The sequence below is a fragment of the Parabacteroides sp. AF39-10AC genome, assembly GCF_003635405.1.
GTDB classification, from domain to species: domain Bacteria; phylum Bacteroidota; class Bacteroidia; order Bacteroidales; family Tannerellaceae; genus Parabacteroides; species Parabacteroides distasonis.
The window spans coordinates 96,118-114,178 of record NZ_QTLP01000005.1 but is presented as its reverse complement, the minus strand read 5'-3'; the positions used below and the strand labels follow the sequence as shown (position 1 = coordinate 114,178).

The window sequence follows — 18,061 nt, the reverse complement described above, 5'->3', positions numbered from 1 at the left end:
ATATTTATGAGAAGCGTTTTTCCAATAGCTTGATGAAATCGGCTACGGAAGCGTCTTCTATATTCCAGTTCAACACCTTGTTCAGATAAGTGACCGACTCCTCGTACGAGCTAAGATCGTTCAAGTCTGCGATCGCCTTATTCATTTTCTCCTCATTTCCTCCGAATAATTCCCTTCTGAAGCGGAAACGATCATTTAAACTGAATGCCTTACGGAAATCAGAAAGATTCTTTTTCTCCAATATATCATTCAGTGAAATACTGGATTTATCCGCTAATATAGTTTTATGTGGAATCTCTATCTCTTTCAAGGGGATTGTCTCTTGTACGATCTTTTCCTCTGGGATCGCTTTTTCTACGACAGGTTCTTCTACAATAGGTTCCTCAATAACCTGTTCTTCGATTGCCGGCGTAATTGTCTCGACGATCGGTTCTTGTACCTGTACGACCTCGATCGTAGGGGGTACTTCCGGAGCTGGTTGCGCCTCCGGCATCTGTAAAGTTTTACTTACGGGAATAGAATCGATAAGTCGTTGATGTTCCTCCATTTGTTTACGCAAAGCCTCTAACTGAAACTCCTCCAGCGTATGAAGCTCCTTCAATACCTTGTGGGTCAACTGGAAGGTCTGGTTGAAGAAAGAGGCGGGATAAATTTCCGCGTCCCTCATTCCGGCTACCAACTTCTCCAGCTCCCTGATATCGATCAATAGATAATCTATTTTTTCCTTGTTTGCCATTTCTATATGTTTTTCAGATGCTATAAATCATCCGGACATACGCATGTTTTGCAACAAAAATAAGTATTTCTTGTCAATGTTGCCAGTTTCGATCTTAAAATATTGTAAATCATTCGACGAACTCGTCCGGTAAATTCACCAGATATAGGTGATGGGTCGCCCGGGTAAAAGCCGTGTAGAGCCACCTATAGAAATCCTCACCAAGCATTTCCTCCGTGATGTAACCGATATCGAGAAAGACGTTCATCCATTGGCCGCCTTGGGCTTTATGGCAGGTTACCGCATAAGCGTATTTTACTTGGACGACGTTGTAATGAGGATCTACCTTCATCTTTTTCATTTTTCCCGCCTTGGTAGGAATGTCCTCGTAATCTTCCAATATGGTGTAAAAGAGCTTGTCGTTTAGCTCCTTAGGGAGGGCGGGGGAGTCGGTCTGTAAAGTATCCAATAGGATTTTCAAATCGATTTCCAGATCATAATCTTGAAAACGAGCCGTGATGTCGGCAAAGCGGAAGCCATACATCTCCGTGACACGGCGTACCCGCATGACTTGAATGATCTCTCCGTTCGCTATAAAGTCCATCTCCTTACAATTCGCTGTCCAATAATAATTGTTCTTCGCTACCATTAAACGATCGCCGGACGATAGCTCTTCTTCCCTGTATAGGATACGGTTACGTATGCCGTTATTATAAATCGTAGCTCGTTTATTCGAGCGGGAGATAATCATTGTCTCTTCCATCCCGTCGCGGCTATAGGCGGAAGATATTTCCTCAATTAGCTCATCTCCATTGACTTTCGTGAAATCGGAGAAGCCTTTTAATTGTAATTTCGGAAAGATCTCGACCATGTGGTTTCGTAGTGCGTCTCGTAGCCGGGTAGCGTTGAACAGGATTCCCGAGTCCTCGCTTTGGCGTACGACTTGAGTTAACGCTATCTCCCAAACCTGTAGGTTGTAACCCCGTAATATCTCAGGATTCAAGGCGGGACTCTCCGTTTGCATCACCGGAGGAAGCTGTGCGACATCTCCCATTAGGATAAGACGGCAGTTTTCCCCGGAATAGACATATTGGATTAAATCGTCCAACAGGCGTCCGGAACCAAAAACAAATGAATCCAGCCCCTCGTTGGCGATCATAGAAGCCTCGTCGACGATAAAAAGTGTATCTTTATGTAAATTATCTGACGGCATGAAACCCGTCGGCTCATTGGAAAACGCCCGTTGACGATATATTTTTTTATGAATTGTATACGCTTTTTGGCCAGCGTAGCCCGAGAAAACTTTGGCTGCTCGTCCGGTTGGAGCCAACAAAAACGTTTTTTGCTTTAGTTCGTTAAGCGTTTTCACCAAAGCCCCGACCAGAGAGGTTTTTCCGGTTCCTGCGTAGCCTTTCATCAGTAGAAGGCTGTCCGGTTCCTCTGACAAGAGAAATTCGGTAAGCGTATGAAGCGCTAAAAACTGATCATCCGTCGGTTTATAGGGGAAATTTCGTTCGATTTGCTGGCTTATGTAACTATTTATCATTTTGATCGCAATAATTTTCGCGATAAAGGTAGTGTATTAAATATTCTTTTTTAAATTTGCCGAACGAAATAAATTCAAAAAACAATACAAACCATGAAAGTTACATTAAAGATTTTATTAGCTGCCGCAGTTGTACTGCTAGTTTACATGTGCTACAAGAGCGTCATTGGTCCGATTGAGTATGATGATCAGAAGACTATTCGTGACAATGCGATCATCGCCCGTTTGATTGAAATCCGTAAGGCTCAGATCGAATACAAGAACATGTATAAGACTCATGCCGGAAGTTTCGACGATTTGGAGAAATTCTTGAATACGGATAAGTTGCCGTTCTTGATCAAGGAAGGTGTATTGACGGATGAGCAGTTGGAGAAAGGTATGACAGAAGCAGAGGCTGTTAAGAAAGGTTTAATCAGACGTGATACCATGTGGGTATTGGCGAAAGATACTTTGCTGGGTAAGAACTATGATGTAGCGGCTATGCGTTATGTTCCGGCCGTTCCGGGTGAAAAGATTACTTTCAAGATGGATACGGCTACGTTGAAATCTGGTTCGGGTTATGAGATCAAAGTATTCGCTTGTGAGGTTCCTTACAAAGAATATTTGCGTGACATGGATGCTCAGTTGACTTATAACTTGATCGACAAGGCAGAGAAACAAGGTAAGTTCCCGGGATTGCGCGTAGGTTCTTTGGAAGAAATTAATAACAACGCAGGTAACTGGGAATAATCAGCGGCTCATATGACTATCAGCATTCCTGATACGTTAACTACTGATAATTCGGAAAAGTATATAGTGTCCATCCGGCTTCGGTCGGGTGGACTTTCTTTTTCCGGGTATGATCCCTCGGCTGGAGGAAGTTTCTTTTATCGGGAAACGGAATTCGATCGGGCGGTCTCTTTCATTTCTTCCCTTAAGGAGTTTTTCTTCGCTCATGAGTTTCTTACGTGGACTTATAAACGGATTAACGTGATCTGTGTATCTCCGGAATATAGCTTGATCCCTGATAATTATTGGGGGGACGGTAAGGAAGGGCATTTATTGGATTTCAGCTTTTCTACACTGGAATTGTATTGCTTAACCGATATTTTAAAGGAACAACAGGCTAAGTTGGTGTTTGGTGTAGACGAGGAGGTTTACGAATTTTGCTCCCGTTCTCTTTTGCATCCTTTTTTCTCCCACTACATGACTTCTCCGCTAACGCTATGGACAAAAGAAAGTAGTGCTAGCTTACCCCGGCAAATGTATGTCGTGATAGAACGAAAGCGGATGGATGTGGCGTGCTATGCTCAAGGGAAACTCTTATTTGTGAACTCTTACCCGATCGACCAATCGGACGATATAGTATACTATATATTATATGTATGGAAACAGGCGGGATTGGACCAAGAAAAGGACCAGTTGCTTTTAGCGGGGGAATCTTCCTCGCGAATGCGGGTTCTGGAGCGATTGCGAACCTATTTACGCTATGTTAAGCCGGTGGAGATCCCTTCGGAAGCCTATCTGCTGGGAACGGATGTAACGAAAGCCCCTATGGATTTAATATCTTTATTAATATGCGAATAATAAGCGGTATATACGGTCGTCGGCGTTTTGACGTGCCCTCTTCGTTTAGCGCACGTCCTACGACGGATTTTGCGAAAGAGAATATTTTTAACGTAGTAAATAATTTGGTGGATCTGGAAGGTATGGATGCGTTGGATCTTTTTGCCGGAACCGGAAGTATCTCTTTTGAGTTGATCTCACGAGGATGCCGGAATGTAACCGCCATAGAGAAAAATAACGCTCATGCCTCTTTTATAGCCAAGGTAGCGAAAGAGCTGAAGACGGATGCATTGGCTCTGATTCGTGGGGATGTTTTCCGTTATTTGAATTCAGCCCCTAAGCAAAGTTTCGATTTCATCTTTGCCGATCCCCCGTATGCCTTGCCGGAGTTGCCGGAAATACCCGCCTTGGTTTTCGAGCGTGATTTACTAAGGGATGGAGGGATATTCATCATGGAACATCCTAAGACCAATGACTTCTCATCTTTGCCTTATTTTTATCAGCACCGGGTGTATGGCTCCGTGAACTTTAGCATCTTCCTTAAAGAAGGGGAGAAAACAGACGCATAAATGATTCCGCCATGCGTTGCTTGAGGGGGCGCTTTAACCAGCGGGAAGGGATCAAGCGCTCACAGTGATGCATGTCGTGTGTAAAGATCCGTTTCATTTGCAGGGCGAATTCCTTTTGATATACGAAAGCGTTAATCTCGAAGTTATGCTCAAAGCTACGGAAGTCCATATTGGCGGACCCGATGCTTGTCAATGCGTCGTCGGACACGACTAGCTTGGAATGCAAGAAGCCCGGTTTGTAGAGGTATACTTTTACGCCGGCCTTTACCATCTCGTCGATAAAGGAATGACTGGCCATATTCGCTGAGCGTGTATCGGAACGCTTAGGCAGCATCAAACGAACATCCACTCCCCCTAAGGCGGCGGTTTGCAACGCTTGGTTCAATCCTTCGGTAGGCAGGAAATAAGGGGTTTGTATAAAGATATACTTCTTGGCGTTGGCGATCATGAAAATGGTCGCTTGCAACAAAGTTCTCCATTGACCTACCGGACCGCTAGTGGCGATTTGCATAATATTATCGCTATAGATTTGGGCGGCCGGATAGTAAATCCGATCGTTCAAGAGTTTTTTACTAACCACGTACCAATCGATGAGGAATACGGATTGAAGCCCGTGCACTCCTTTCCCTACAAATTTGAAATGCGTATCCCTCCATGTGCCCCAAGAGGTTCCCTTATCGTATCGGTCGGCTATATTCATGCCTCCCATAAACCCGACTTTACCGTCTATCACGATAATCTTGCGGTGGTTCCGGTAATTCACCTTACTGGTGAAAACGGGGAACGCTACCCTCAAGAACGCATATACCTCGATACCCGCTTCCTTCATTTCCTTAAAGAAGCCGTCTTTTACATTCCAGCAACCCACATCATCATAAAGTACACGTACCTTCACACCTTCTTTTACTTTCTTGATAAGGAGTTGTTGCACCTGTTTTCCTATCTCGTCATCACAGAATATATAATATTGTATATGGATATGGTGGGTCGCTTTCTGGATCTCTTCCAGCAAGTCTTTGAACTTATCGGTACCATTCGTATAAATCGTGATTTGTGTTCCGTATAGGAGGGAGGATTGGTTGGTGTTAGTCAACAAGGTCGATAAAGGTTTATAGGGGTCCGGAACTACGCAGGCGTCTTGAGGTAATTTACCCTCTTGCGGCCTTTTCATGATGCGTTTATAGGTACGCCTCGATATGATCCGTTGTTTCCGGTTATCTTGTCCAAAGAAGAAATAGAAAAGCAGTCCGATACCGGGTGCTAATAATAAGACGATTACCCAAGGAATTGTCTTTAACGGATTCCTATTCTCTGTAATGATAACTAATACCAGTCCTAATATAGTGACGCTATACAATATGATAAATATCGTACCAACGATTAACTGTATATGAATGGCTGCTAACATGAAACTCTCTCTTTGCTATAATCTGCTATAATTTGCTAAGATAAGAATGCTTTCCGAGAATAGCAAATTTCCGTATTCTTTTTGGACTGTATAGAAGGGCCAAAAAGTAAGTTAACTTAAATGGCAAAGTAAGCTAACTTAAATGCCCGAGTAAGTTAACTTACTTTGCCAACGAAGCTAGCTGACTTTGGATGCGGGGTTATGTACATCTTAAAATAATGAGGTCGTTCTCTAAATATAAAGTGTCATTTGTTGATTTTGGCGCAGGCTATTATGAGAAGTATCTATGATAACAATAAAAATATTTAGATTGAAAACGACTGTAAAAAACGATCGTTTCAATTAGTCGTTTGCAAAGGTAGGCATTTCTCCGAGACCGGCAACCTTTTCCGATTAAATTTTGTCCTGCTATATATCTTCTTCTCAACAGGATAGATTAATCAAAGTGTCACGAATATGACAAAAGAGCATCATCTTTTTACTTTCTAAAAAAATGCAAGATCTAAACGATCGTTTTCACTAGTCGTTTTTTATGTGGAAGGGTAAGAATAAGAAAAACAGTAAACCAATGATAACTTGGAATCAAACTCTAGAGATATGAATAGAAAGTCTTCTATACGAGCCATTTTACTCCGTAAGGAATGCCTTTTATTCTTTTTGCTACTATTGCCTATGTTTACAAAGGCCCAATATAATAAGGTATATGCGGATATCACCGCAAATATGCTGGTCGATATGGGTTTTGAGAATGTTGTCTGGTCGGAAGACGAGAAGGAGAGAGTGTATGTCTTGGAGAATACCCCTTGGCGTTTGCAGGGTGTGGGACTGGCCCATGCCATAGACCGCATCCAGAAAACAGGCTTGCCGGAGAAGGGCAAATCCTGCCGTATCGTCGTATTGGATAATAATATACCGCAGATCTCATTGATCTATACGGCAAATCCGGACAGCTTGAAGGCGGCTCCCGGCTCCTATGCGGCCCGTTCCGCCTGGGATGCTACTTACGATCTGGGCGATAGCTGGGATAAGGTGAAGAAAGAGTACCGTATGAATAGCTCCTTATTTAAAGTAGACGTGGTGGTTTATCCGGAGTTGTATCTGAAGAACCTCATTATCACGCAAATCTACCAAGTATTATTCAACCTCTCGCCTGCGATCGAGGTCTCTTTCTGGAATGGGATGAAGCTGACGGCGCAGATGGTGTTTCCTATATATAATGATGGATATGGAAAGCGGATGGATAAGATTCACCCGGGAACAATCGCTCTTTCTCAATCATTCCGCTTACCGATGCGTACGTTTGCGAGAGTAAGCGTAGGGTTGTTTGATTCGGATCGCTATGGTATAGATTTGAAGGCGGTACATTATTTCAAGGATGAACGTTTTTCTGTGGAAGGGCGGATTGGTTGTACCGGGACGGGGTATTGGAATGGGTTCGAATTTCATTATGGTAAGCATCAACGAATCACTTGGTCGTTGGGGGGGAGTTTCTACTGGCCAAAATACAATACGCAGATATCGTTGAAGGCGGAACAATATTTATTGCATGAGGTTGGAGGACGAATCGACTTGATTCGTCATTTCCGATATTGCTCGATTGGTTTCTATGCGATGAAGGCGCAAGGTGCTTTGAAGAATGGAGGTTTTCGCTTCCAAGTGGCTCTTCCTCCCTATAAATACAAACGTAAATATGCAAGGGTGACAACTTCCGACAATTGGGGTATGTCTTATAATGCCGGAAACGAACGGTATTATTATAAGAACTATTATGCGTTGCCGGAAGATAACATGATGAAGCAAAATCAATTCAACCCGTACTTTATAAAGTCGGAATTACTCAATTTTTAAATAGTTTTATTATGAGAACAATTACAAAGTTACAGACCTTATTGGTCTTGTTTTTGACAACAGCCATGATCGGTTTCGCTGGCTGTAAGGATGACGATGGGGATGTGCCTGGGCCTACTCCGGGCAATGAAGCCACTTATGCGATCAGTGGTAAAGTGACAGACGTGGACGGTGCTGCTATGGCGGATGTGAATGTCGCGTTATCTGGAGCTAAATCAATGTCCGCTAAGACTGCTGCTGACGGACAGTATACTTTCGACTTGGGAAAGAATGCTGCCGGAGCCTATAAGGTGACTTTCTCTAAAGAAGGTTATATCGAGAGAAGCTATGATATAACCGTTAAGAAGGTAGAATCCGGCTTGGGTGAGAATATCCAGAATGCCGTGATGGAAAAGGGAACAACTCCCGAGCCTACGCCGGAATACAAGAAGGCGAAGTATTTCTTGACCGTTAGCGTGAAAGACGAGGCTGGAAAAGATATTACCGCTTCCGATCTTTCAGTGCTCGTTAAATTAGGTGACAAGGAAATCGCTAAGGAGAACAAGGCTAGCTTTGAGTTGTCTGACGTGGCAACGGGTACGTATGATATTACCGCTACGGCTTCCGGTTATGAGAAGACAGTCGCTAAAGTTGTTGTTTCTCCGGTTGAGGACCAAGAGAAGGCTGAGGGTGACGGTGATACATTTGACGTGAAGTATCCGGCTAATTTGGTATTGAAGGCTTCTACGCCTACTCCGACAGGTCCTTCTTATATTGTGGAAGGTGATGTTAAGGATGTGAATGGTAAAGCTGTTAATGCGACAATTACTTTGTCGGGCGCTTTAACAAAGATGATTTACCGTTCTGGGTTTGAGACTCAGACTGTGACAGGCTCTCATTATCGTTTTGTAATTCCTCAAGATGCTGTTACGGCTCAAATGAGATTTACAATTCGTGTTGTCGCAGAAGGATATGCCGCATATTCTTACAACTTTACTTTGGATGAGCTGAAACCGGGTGAGACTGCGAATGTGATCGCTGATTTCCATTTGACACCTGCTACACCGACTCCAGATCCGACTCCAACCCCAGACCCAACCCCAGATCCCGATCCTGTAACTAAGGGCGGAGAGGTTTCTAAACCGATTACAGAGGTGAATCCGGAAATCGGCGTTGAGCAAGTAGGTAAGGTCGAGGAAAAGATTGAAGCTAATCAAGAGAAAAAGGTCGAGGTAAAAGATGAGACAGGAAAGACAGTAGAGGTTGCTGTAAAGATACCGGAGGCTGTTGCGGATAAATATGAATCTGGCGCAAATGTGGCTGTTGCCAATCCTGAGACATTCGCTGCAAGTTTGGGCAAGATTGAATCTGTAGTAGAGGACAAATCTGAGGTTGATGAAATTTCATTCTCTACCGAAGGTTCTAATACAGGTGTTGTTATCGTGACTCCTAATAACACTACGGAGGATTTCTCTATTAAACGTGATGCTACGGTGGAATTAACGGTTAATAGTGAGAAAGCAGCGGAGATTGAGACTGGAACGGATGCTAGCACAGTAGCAGAAAGCGGTTCTCCAGCCGCAGCTGTTACCCGTATTTATACAGGAAAGCCTGACGGTACGGTTATTATTCCGGCTATGGTGATTAAAGCTTCCGCTCCTGCGGACTTCAAGAACGTATCCGATATGCCTCTAAACCTTCTGTATAAGAATGGAGATAATTGGGTAGTTGATAAAGATGCTAAAGTAGAGCTTAAGAATGGCCAATTGAATATCCCTGTAGCTCACTATTCTCAATTCAGCGCAGGTTTATTGATGGCGGTTAAGACTACAACCGCTCCTTCTGATAGTACGTTCTTTATCGAGAAATCGGAGTTTGGAGAATACAACAAGATGGTTTCGGTAGAGTTTACTTATAATGCGACTTTCTTAAATAATAAAGATTTGGATAAAGCTGTCCTTTCAGTTCCGTATGGAAATGCGGCTAAGGATTATTTGAAGAACTGCTTAGGCAAGAAAATCAACGCTGATGGTGGTCTGATCTCTTTCAAAAAATCATATGACGTGAAGGTCGACGAAGGCATGACTCTTAAGGGTGTAAACATTACTGTTAAGTATGCGGCTAAAGAATATGTTGTCTACTATCTGAATAAAGGTGGTTCTTTGGAATCGGTATCTGTTACGGTGTTGAGCGTGAAAGAGGCTAATCCTGCTCCTCTTTATGAGCAAAGCCACGGACATGGCCATGGCAATGGAAACAATGCCGGAGGCGGTATTTTTGGTAAATAATCAACAAGAAGACTGACCTCCCTATAAATAATGTTGAGCCGGAAGTTTATAAGTAAACAAAGAAAAATGAAGAAATTACTCTTATTGATCATATTCTTAAGTTGCTGGACCTTACTTCCGGCTCAATTATCTTATGGCACGACAGGGCTATTGCATGCCCCGTCCGCCGATATGCAAAAGGACAAGACCGTGATGCTTGGCGGAAACTTCTTGCATCAAGAGCTTACGCCTCCCAAGTTTAATTTTAATACGTGGAATTATTATTTGAACGTGACGATCTTCCCGTTTCTGGAAGTAGCGTATACTTGTACGCTGTTTACGGCCGAGAGCCTTGGATTGGATAAGCATGGCTATTCCGGATTCACGAACCAAGATCGTTATTTCTCCGCCCGCTTACGTGTGTTGAAAGAAAGCAAATACATCCCCGCTGTCGTGCTGGGGACTTCGGACCCTTTTACGTCATCCGGGCATAAATTCGCTTCGGCTACGGGAAACGGCTATTTCTGCCGTTATTATCTGGCCGCTACCAAACATTTTCAGCTGGGAAGGGAAACCTTAGGTGTTCATTTATCCTATCTGTATAACCGCCGTGAGGATTATCCCTTGAACGGTGTAGCGGGAGGTATCACCTACAATCCTTCATTCGCCCCACATTTGAACGTCATAGCCGAATACGATTCGAAAGACTTCGCTATGGGAGCCACTTACCTACTATTCAATCATATACATTTTCAATTTGAATTGCAGCGAATGAAATATTTCTCCGGTGGACTATGCTATAAGATTTATTTGAGATAAAAAGAGGTTCAGCCTTTGTCCGTTTTTAATCCGCTTGGAGGCGAACGGTTAGGCTGAACCTTTTTATATCTTGTTACGCTGTCGCGCTAGCCATATCTACGGCTTTATTCCCCGATGAAATTCTTGCGTATCAACTCGGCGGACTTGTACTCCTCTTCCAGATACGTCTCAATATGCCGTTTCTTCTTATCCTCTAATATCTCGTTAATAGCGATTAAGATACCCGTTTCTTCCACCTCTCCAAACTCATGGTTGATCGCTGTGCCGAATACACGCATCTTAGGCGACAAGCTCATGTAAGCATTTACCAAAGGAGGCACGTTGATGCCGAATTTACGAACCTCTTGGTTCAATACCTTGTAGTTATCCTTGAAATTATCGTGAGGGAAAAGAGATCTCATCTTCTCTACATCCATATTAGTCTCCAAAGGATATACCGGAGTGATCAGTTGGTCTGCGTCCGGGAAATGCAATCCGAGGAAGTATAAGATCATATTACGGGCCTCTTGGTTGTACGTATTGTACATAGTCACCTTCCCGAAATAATACCTCAAGCTCGGATCAACCACGGATAAAGCCCCCAATCCATCCCACAGGTTATCCAACACGAATAAGCCTTTCGCCCCGGAACGGGTGGATTGATACTCCAGAGCCACGAACGAGCGTCCCAACTCTACCGTATAAGGAAGGATCTCCTTGATAAATTTCTCAGAGAAATTAAACAAGTGCGAGGTCGCCAAGATCGGTTTACCATTCTCGTCGAACTTAACGTCCGAACCGCAAAGGAAACGGTATCCCCCCAAGATCTGCTCATCTTCCGGGCTCCAGACAATCAGCTGGCGGTAAGCGTCTTCCATCGTGTCATACTCATCGATATCCACAGGGAATCCCGTGCCACCCCCGTAATAACGGAAAGCGACCTCCCGCAGACGCCCTATCTCTTGCATGACATTGGGTGAGTCGTGCGCCGTGACGATATAAATCTCATTCTTCGATTTATTGGTACTTCTCAACCTCTTCTCTTTGGTCAATTCAGCCTTCAGTAGTGCCCTGTCTATGGGATTGATAATGTCTTGCATATGTTTCGTCTGTTAATCCTTGAGTTTGTAAACCTTGTTTTTTATCCACTCAGCCCATTCGGCGGGTTTCTTGCTATTGTCGAATGTCTGCCAAGGGATAGGCTTCCCGAAATAAATCCGGAAGGTCTTATGTTTGCTCCGGAACATCTCGTCCGGTAAATAAATCATCTCATAATTCATCTTTATACCCAACGCCTTGCGTATCCGGGCGAGGTTGTAGAAGAAATTGGAATTCTTCCCGTCGAAATAGACCGGTACGATATCCCGCTTGTATTGCACCGCCTTCTGGATGAACGATTTCTTCCACTCCAAGTCTTGTATCTTGCCACCAATCTTGCGAGAGCATAATCCGGCGGGGAAAGTGATGATCTGGTCGTCCGAGGCAAAAGCCTCCTCCAGCATCCGTGCGTTGTCCTTTCCTTGGGTGCCGTGTTTGTTGATCGGTACAAAGATGGATTTTAGATTGGAGAGATAAAGTAATAAATCATTGACCGGATACTTGATGCGGCCTTCGAACCGAGAACCGATAACGGCGGAGAGACAGATACCGTCCAATCCTCCGAGCGGATGGTTGGAGGCGAAGATATAGCGGCCTTCGGTCGGGATGTTTTCCGCATGTACCAGATCGAGGGTAAGGTCAAAATAGCCGATAAGTTCACGCATGAAATCTACCCCTTCCTTATCGTGGTAACGGGTTAATATATCATTCAGTTCCTCTTGATGAACCGTGCGAATCAAGTAGTCCACGATAAATCCCGGAATCTTGCGTGACGCCTTGGGCGCCTTTTGTGCCAATACTTGCTTAATATCTATCTTTGTCACACCTTGTTTTGTCATCTATATAAGCTTGTCAAGGGGCAAAGATAAAGTTAATAATTAAAACGAGAGAGGTTTGAGTGAAGTTTTTGCTTTTTCGCCAGCTATCTTAGCCTTTTCCCCTTGATCTTTTAGCCGCTACCATTAGGGAGGTTAGTCCCCGGGAGCTTGACTATCGGTTATCTAACGGCTGTTGGACGATCATGCACCAACTGTTAGAAGATCATCTACCAACTGTTGCATGATCATCCAGCAGCTGTTAGAAGATGAAGGTTAAAGGAATAATTGGTTAACGGATACCGATGAAAAGCGTAAGAGATAAGGACGAAAAGACGAAGGGTTAACGACCTGTTGATAACTTTTTCCTACTTTTCTTATATAAATGTTGGCGGGTAATTTTGGAAATGTGTACTTTTACCCACCGATAAGGCATGTGCGTGCGTATCAAAGGAGTACGGCGCTTGATTTTAAGAGGAAGTTTAACGTAAGAACGACGAATGGAAGAAAAAGATAGTTGCTATCATGTACCGGTAATGCTGCGGGAAAGTCTGGAGGGATTGGATATCCGTCCCGACGGGATTTACGTGGATGTTACGTTTGGCGGTGGAGGACATTCCCGCGAGATCTTGAAACGGTTGGGTAGCGAGGGCGAACTTTACGGCTTTGACCAAGACGCGGACGCCGAGCATAATGTCCCGGCAGACCCACGATTCACTTTCGTGCGCAGTAATTTCCGTTATTTGTATAATTTTATGCGTTACTATGGAGAAAGCGGGGAGGTAGACGGTCTGTTGGCGGATTTAGGTGTCTCTTCCCATCATTTCGACGATAAGGATCGCGGTTTCTCTTTCCGTTTCGACGGGGCGTTGGATATGCGGATGAATACGCGTGCGGGGCAGACCGCCGCCGATATCGTGAATAATTATACGGCGGAGGCGTTGGCCGATGTGTTTTATCTATATGGCGAGCTGAAGGTGTCACGGAAATTAGCCTCTGTGCTGGTGAAAGCCCGTGAGACAAAGAAGATAGAGACGATCGGGGACTTCTTGGAGGTGATCAAGCCGTTTACGGGAAAGGACAAGGAGAAGAAATTCTTGGCGCAAGTCTTTCAAGCGCTTCGTATCGAGGTGAACGATGAGATGAGGGCGCTGAAAGAGATGCTGCGGAGTACCTTGCGGGTGTTGAGGCCGGGAGGACGCTTGGTGATTATCACGTATCACTCCTTGGAAGATCGTCTGGTAAAGAACTTTTTGAAGACCGGAAACTTCGAGGGGAAATGCGAGCAGGATTTCTTCGGGAACGTACGATCGCCTTTCCGCTTGGTCAATAATAAGGTGATCGTCCCGACCGACGAGGAGGTGGAGCGGAATCCCCGTTCCCGGAGCGCCAAGTTGAGAATCGCTGAGAAGGTATAAGGAGAAATAGATATGGAAGAAAACGGACAACATAAGAAAACGAGGAAGAAGGAGAAGCGTCTTTCGTTCTGGTATATACTCGGTGGCGGCGTGCTGAAAGAGGATTTTATCTTGAGGCATACGCGCATGATCGTGTTACTTGTCGTGTTGGCGTTTTTCTTTATCGGTAACCGGTATACTTGTATGCAAAAGTTGCGTGAGATCGACCGGTTGCAACAGCAATTGAGGGATGTGCGTTTCGAGGCGTTGTCGATCTCATCCGAGTTGACCGGCAATAGCCGCCAATCGCAAATCGAGTTGCTGATCGAGGAGCAAGGTATTGATCTGGAGGGTGCGAAAACCCCTCCTTATGAGTTATATAAGTAAGATAAGGTGTAAATGGGTATGTCTGAAGAAAACGAACCGAAAGAAATAGAGCCTAAAAGTAGCCGGATTTTATTCTGTTACTTCGTGGTCGTGCTGTTGCTGGGGCTTGTGGCCGTAGGAATCCTGTTCCGTGCCTTTGATACGGCCTTCGTGGAGAGGGATAAATGGATGAAGGTGGCCGAGAGCCAGAAACGACCGAACCGTTTGGTGTTGCCCGGACGTGGCAATATCTATTCGTCGGACGGTAAGTTGATGGCTACCAGCGTGCCTCGTTATTATATGTATATCGACTTTAAGGCGGATGCGTATACTCCGGCTAAGGATGCCAAGTATAATTGGCTGGATACGTTCAAGACGTCCAAGAAGGATGGGGTGGACTCGTTGGCGTTTTATCTTTCCCGTAAATTGAAGGATCGTACGCCGGCGGGCTATAAGGCTTATCTGCTGAAAGGGCTGAGCGGTAAGAGCCGCCAGTTCCCGATTTACGCGGGGAAGGTCTCGTATTCGGATTTGAAGGAGATCCGTAAGTTCCCGTTCCTTCGTCTGGGACGTTATAAGAGCGGTTTTTATACGAAGGAGATGGTGCAGCGCCAGAAACCTTTCGGGACCTTGGCGTCTCGTACGATCGGTGATATCTACGGAGAGATCGAGGAGGGTGGAACTACGAAGGGGAAGAATGGATTGGAGTTGCAATACGATTCGCTCCTGCGGGGGCAGGCCGGGTTGAGTTCCGTTCGCCGTGTCGGTGGAGGCTGGACGAACGTGATTGAGGTGGACCCGGTGGATGGCATGGATATCCGCACCACGATCGATATCAATATACAGGATATAACCGAGAAATCGCTGGTCGATAAATTGAAGGCGATCGATGCCGAGTCTGGTACGGCTGTCGTGATGGAGGTCGAGACCGGAGAGATCAAGGCAATTACGAATATGGGGCGTATCCGTGAGGGCGTATATGGCGAGACGAAGAATCATGCCGTAGCGGACGAGATCGAGCCGGGCTCTACTTTCAAGGTGGCCTCTATCATGGTGGCCTTGGAGGATGGTTTATGCAATCCGGGAGATACGGTCGATGTAGGCAATGGTATATATATGTATAAGGGTGCCCGCATGACGGACCATAATATGAATAAAGGTGGATACGGCCGGATCTCGGTGGAGCAGGCGATTTGGTATTCCTCCAATATCGGTGTGGCCAAGACGATCCTGAAAGGTTATTCGGATAACCCGACAAAGTTCGTGGAGGGACTGTACCGTATCGGTATGAACGCGGATCTTCGTTTGGAGATACCGGGGGCGGGACGTGCCAAGATACGTCGTCCGGATGATACGACCCGTTATTGGTCCAAGACCACCTTGCCTTGGATGTCGTTCGGTTACGAGACGCAGGTACCGCCGATCAATACGTTGGCGTTCTTTAACGCGATCGCGAACAACGGAAAGATGGTTCGCCCGATGTTTACGAAAGAGATCTTACATAACGGCAAGACCGTGCAGAGTTTTTCCACGGAGGTGATCAACTCTTCGATCTGCTCGGATCATACGCTGGCGTTGATAAAAGATATGTTGCTGGGAGTCGTGGAGAAAGGGACCGGTAAGGCGGTTCATTCGGATATTGTCCGGATCGCCGGAAAGACCGGTACGGCGCAGATCGCTACGGGCGGTGTCTACCGTACGAGCGGGCACCAAGTCTCTTTCTGTGGCTATTTCCCGGCCGATCATCCGAAGTATTCTTGTATCGTGGTGATCCGCCGTCCTCGTATTGGTTATCCTTCGGGCGATACGATGTCGGGAGGCGTGGTGCGTGCGATCGCCGAGAAGATATACGCCAGCCATATGTCGTTCGATGTCCGGGATATGGAACGGGATTCGATGGCCGTGATGGTACCTCGTGTGAAAGGCGGCGACCTGAGGGCGGTAGAGGAAGTATTAGATGAATTGGATATTAAGGCGGATACGGACAGTTTGGAGACAAAGTGGGTCGTAGCCTCCGCCGAGCAAGAAGAGAATAAGGTGAAATTAAGCGATCTGACGATTCGTGAGGGACTGGTACCCCGGGTAGTCGGCATGGGTGCTAAAGATGCGGTTTTCTTGTTGGAGCAAGCCGGTCTGCGTGTCTCTTTGTCGGGTGTCGGACGGGTCGTTTCGCAGAGTATTCAACCCGGACAGCGAGTGTCTAAGGGGCAGACCGTATTATTAACATTGAAATAGGTATGGAACTAAGGGATTTAATCGGTGCGTTGGAAGCTCCTATGTTGATGGGGGCGGATAATGTGGATATCACGAATATTCAATCAGACTCTCGTCGGGTGACGAAAGGGTCTTTGTTTGTCGCTGTGAGAGGTACGGCCGTGGATGGCCATGCCTATATGGACAGCGCCATAGAGAAGGGGGCTGTCGCTATCGTATGCGAGGAGGCTCCGTCCTATTTGGAGGGGAGATGCTCGTTTATCGTGGTGAAGGATTCGGCGGAGGCGCTGGGTCTTTTGGTTTCCCGCTGGTATGGTGATCCTTCCGGGAAATTGGTGTTGGTAGGCGTGACGGGTACGAACGGGAAGACTACGATCGCTACCTTATTATATGAGATGTTCCGGAAGATGGGGCATAAGGTGGGATTGCTTTCCACGGTATGTAATTATATAGATGGCGAGGCGGTACCGACGGATCATACGACACCGGACCCGCTTACGCTTCATTCCTTGATGGCCCGGATGGTAGAGGCCGGATGCGAGTATGCTTTTATGGAGGTTAGCTCTCATTCGATCGATCAGCGGCGCATCAGCGGCTTGTCTTTCGACGGGGGGATTTTCACGAACCTGACCCGCGATCATTTGGATTACCATAAGACCGTGGAGAATTACTTGAAAGCGAAGAAGAAATTCTTCGATGACCTGCCTGCCGGGACTTTCGCCTTGACGAATGCCGATGATAAATCCGGCTTGGTGATGTTGCAGAATACGAAGGCGAAAAAGCTGACCTATTCCTTGCGTACCTTGGCCGATTTCAAGGGAAAGATATTGGAATCTCATTTCGAGGGTACAGACTTGATCATTAACGGTCGGGAGGTTATGGTGCATTTCGTGGGACGTTTCAACGCTTATAACTTGCTGGCCGTGTACGGAGCCGCGGTTTCTTTAGGGAAAGATCCCGAGGAGGTGTTGATCGTGCTGAGCACGCTTCGCTCCGTATCCGGTCGCTTCGAGACGATCCAGTCTCCGCTCGGTTATACGGCGATCGTGGATTACGCTCACACGCCGGATGCCTTGACGAATGTACTGAATGGCATTCATGAGGTATTGGATGGGAAAGGACGTATCATTACCGTGGTAGGTGCCGGGGGAAACCGGGACAAGGGGAAACGCCCGCTGATGGCGAAAGAGGCTGTCAAGCTGAGCGATCAGGTAATTCTGACTTCCGATAACCCGCGCTTTGAGGAACCGGATGATATTATTAACGATATGGTAGCCGGATTGACGAAAATGGATATGGAACGTACCTTATGTATCACGGACCGTACGCAAGCGATCAAGACCGCTACGATGTTGGCGAAGAAAGGGGATGTGATCCTTGTTGCCGGAAAAGGCCACGAAGACTATCAGGAGATCAAGGGGGTGAAACATCACTTTGACGACCGTGAGAAGTTACGCGAGATTTTTTCGACACAACAATCATAATATTTAAGACGA

At 45.8% G+C, this 18,061-nt stretch carries 15 protein-coding genes; 10 read left to right on the top strand and 5 right to left on the bottom strand.

Translation table 11 applies throughout. From position 1 onward, the window contains the following. Positions 1–4: 4 nt before the first annotated feature. Positions 5–736: a hypothetical protein gene (locus DW033_RS06210; protein WP_122382542.1), complete on the bottom strand. Its 732-nt coding sequence runs from the start codon at positions 734–736 to the stop codon at positions 5–7. 109 nt (positions 737–845) lie between these two features. After that, positions 846–2,261 (bottom strand): ATP-dependent RecD-like DNA helicase, encoded by a 1,416-nt coding sequence (locus DW033_RS06205; protein ID WP_122297547.1) that lies wholly within the window; start codon positions 2,259–2,261, stop codon positions 846–848. Positions 2,262–2,354: 93 nt separating this feature from the next. Here DW033_RS06205 and DW033_RS06200 point away from each other — a divergent pair, with 93 nt between their 5' ends. From DW033_RS06200 to DW033_RS06190, 3 genes are read left to right on the top strand one after another with little or no spacing between them, the layout of a single operon-like run. Beyond that, entirely contained in the window at positions 2,355–2,990 is a 636-nt protein-coding gene (locus tag DW033_RS06200; RefSeq protein WP_048927963.1) for a hypothetical protein, read from the top strand. 12 nt (positions 2,991–3,002) lie between these two features. Continuing rightward, positions 3,003–3,827, top strand: coding sequence for a DUF3822 family protein (locus tag DW033_RS06195; RefSeq protein WP_122297549.1), 825 nt, complete (start codon positions 3,003–3,005; stop codon positions 3,825–3,827). Next, positions 3,818–4,375 (top strand): RsmD family RNA methyltransferase, encoded by a 558-nt coding sequence (locus DW033_RS06190; RefSeq protein ID WP_005861342.1) that lies wholly within the window; start codon positions 3,818–3,820, stop codon positions 4,373–4,375. Before DW033_RS06195 ends, DW033_RS06190 begins: the two co-directional genes overlap by 10 nt. Here the strand turns inward: DW033_RS06190 and cls are convergent. Then, on the bottom strand, positions 4,347–5,783 hold the full coding sequence (gene cls, locus DW033_RS06185) for a cardiolipin synthase (protein WP_005866953.1): 1,437 nt from the start codon (positions 5,781–5,783) through the stop codon (positions 4,347–4,349). The two genes, DW033_RS06190 and cls, sit on opposite strands and share 29 nt — an antisense overlap. 597 nt (positions 5,784–6,380) lie before the next feature. Between cls and DW033_RS06180 the strand changes: the two genes are divergently transcribed. From DW033_RS06180 to DW033_RS06170, 3 genes are all read left to right on the top strand, one after another. Then, entirely contained in the window at positions 6,381–7,631 is a 1,251-nt protein-coding gene (locus DW033_RS06180; protein ID WP_034527693.1) for a hypothetical protein, read from the top strand. A gap of 11 nt (positions 7,632–7,642) precedes the next feature. Then, positions 7,643–9,898 carry a carboxypeptidase-like regulatory domain-containing protein gene (locus DW033_RS06175; RefSeq protein ID WP_008780715.1) on the top strand — a complete coding sequence of 752 codons (2,256 nt, stop codon included), beginning with the start codon at positions 7,643–7,645 and terminating at the stop codon, positions 9,896–9,898. Positions 9,899–9,964: 66 nt separating this feature from the next. Continuing rightward, positions 9,965–10,696 carry a YjbH domain-containing protein gene (locus tag DW033_RS06170; protein WP_048927964.1) on the top strand — a complete coding sequence of 244 codons (732 nt, stop codon included), beginning with the start codon at positions 9,965–9,967 and terminating at the stop codon, positions 10,694–10,696. 104 nt (positions 10,697–10,800) lie between these two features. On the opposite strand, the gene DW033_RS06165 is transcribed toward DW033_RS06170, so the two are convergent. Then, complete coding sequence (locus DW033_RS06165; RefSeq protein ID WP_005866962.1) at positions 10,801–11,775, bottom strand: GNAT family N-acetyltransferase; 975 nt, start codon at positions 11,773–11,775, stop codon at positions 10,801–10,803. 12 nt (positions 11,776–11,787) lie between these two features. Continuing rightward, a complete protein-coding gene (locus tag DW033_RS06160) occupies positions 11,788–12,612 on the bottom strand; it encodes a 1-acyl-sn-glycerol-3-phosphate acyltransferase (RefSeq protein WP_121956253.1) in 825 nt (274 codons plus the stop codon). Between the two features lie 476 nt (positions 12,613–13,088). Here DW033_RS06160 and rsmH point away from each other — a divergent pair, with 476 nt between their 5' ends. Genes rsmH through DW033_RS06140 form a run of 4 tightly spaced genes read left to right on the top strand, consistent with a single transcriptional unit; the run spans position 13,089 to position 18,049 of the window. Next, complete coding sequence (gene rsmH, locus DW033_RS06155) at positions 13,089–14,006, top strand: 16S rRNA (cytosine(1402)-N(4))-methyltransferase RsmH (RefSeq protein WP_057319203.1); 918 nt, start codon at positions 13,089–13,091, stop codon at positions 14,004–14,006. A 12-nt stretch (positions 14,007–14,018) separates the two neighbouring features. Then, complete coding sequence (locus DW033_RS06150) at positions 14,019–14,372, top strand: FtsL-like putative cell division protein (protein ID WP_005861360.1); 354 nt, start codon at positions 14,019–14,021, stop codon at positions 14,370–14,372. An 18-nt stretch (positions 14,373–14,390) separates the two neighbouring features. Continuing rightward, the gene (locus DW033_RS06145) at positions 14,391–16,586 is read left to right on the top strand and encodes a penicillin-binding protein (RefSeq protein ID WP_122382581.1); all 2,196 of its coding nucleotides are present in this window, start codon (positions 14,391–14,393) and stop codon (positions 16,584–16,586) included. Between the two features lie 2 nt (positions 16,587–16,588). Further along, positions 16,589–18,049, top strand: a complete 1,461-nt coding sequence (locus DW033_RS06140) for a UDP-N-acetylmuramoyl-L-alanyl-D-glutamate--2,6-diaminopimelate ligase (RefSeq protein WP_009276483.1) — start codon at positions 16,589–16,591, stop codon at positions 18,047–18,049. The last annotated feature ends 12 nt before the right edge of the window (positions 18,050–18,061 follow it).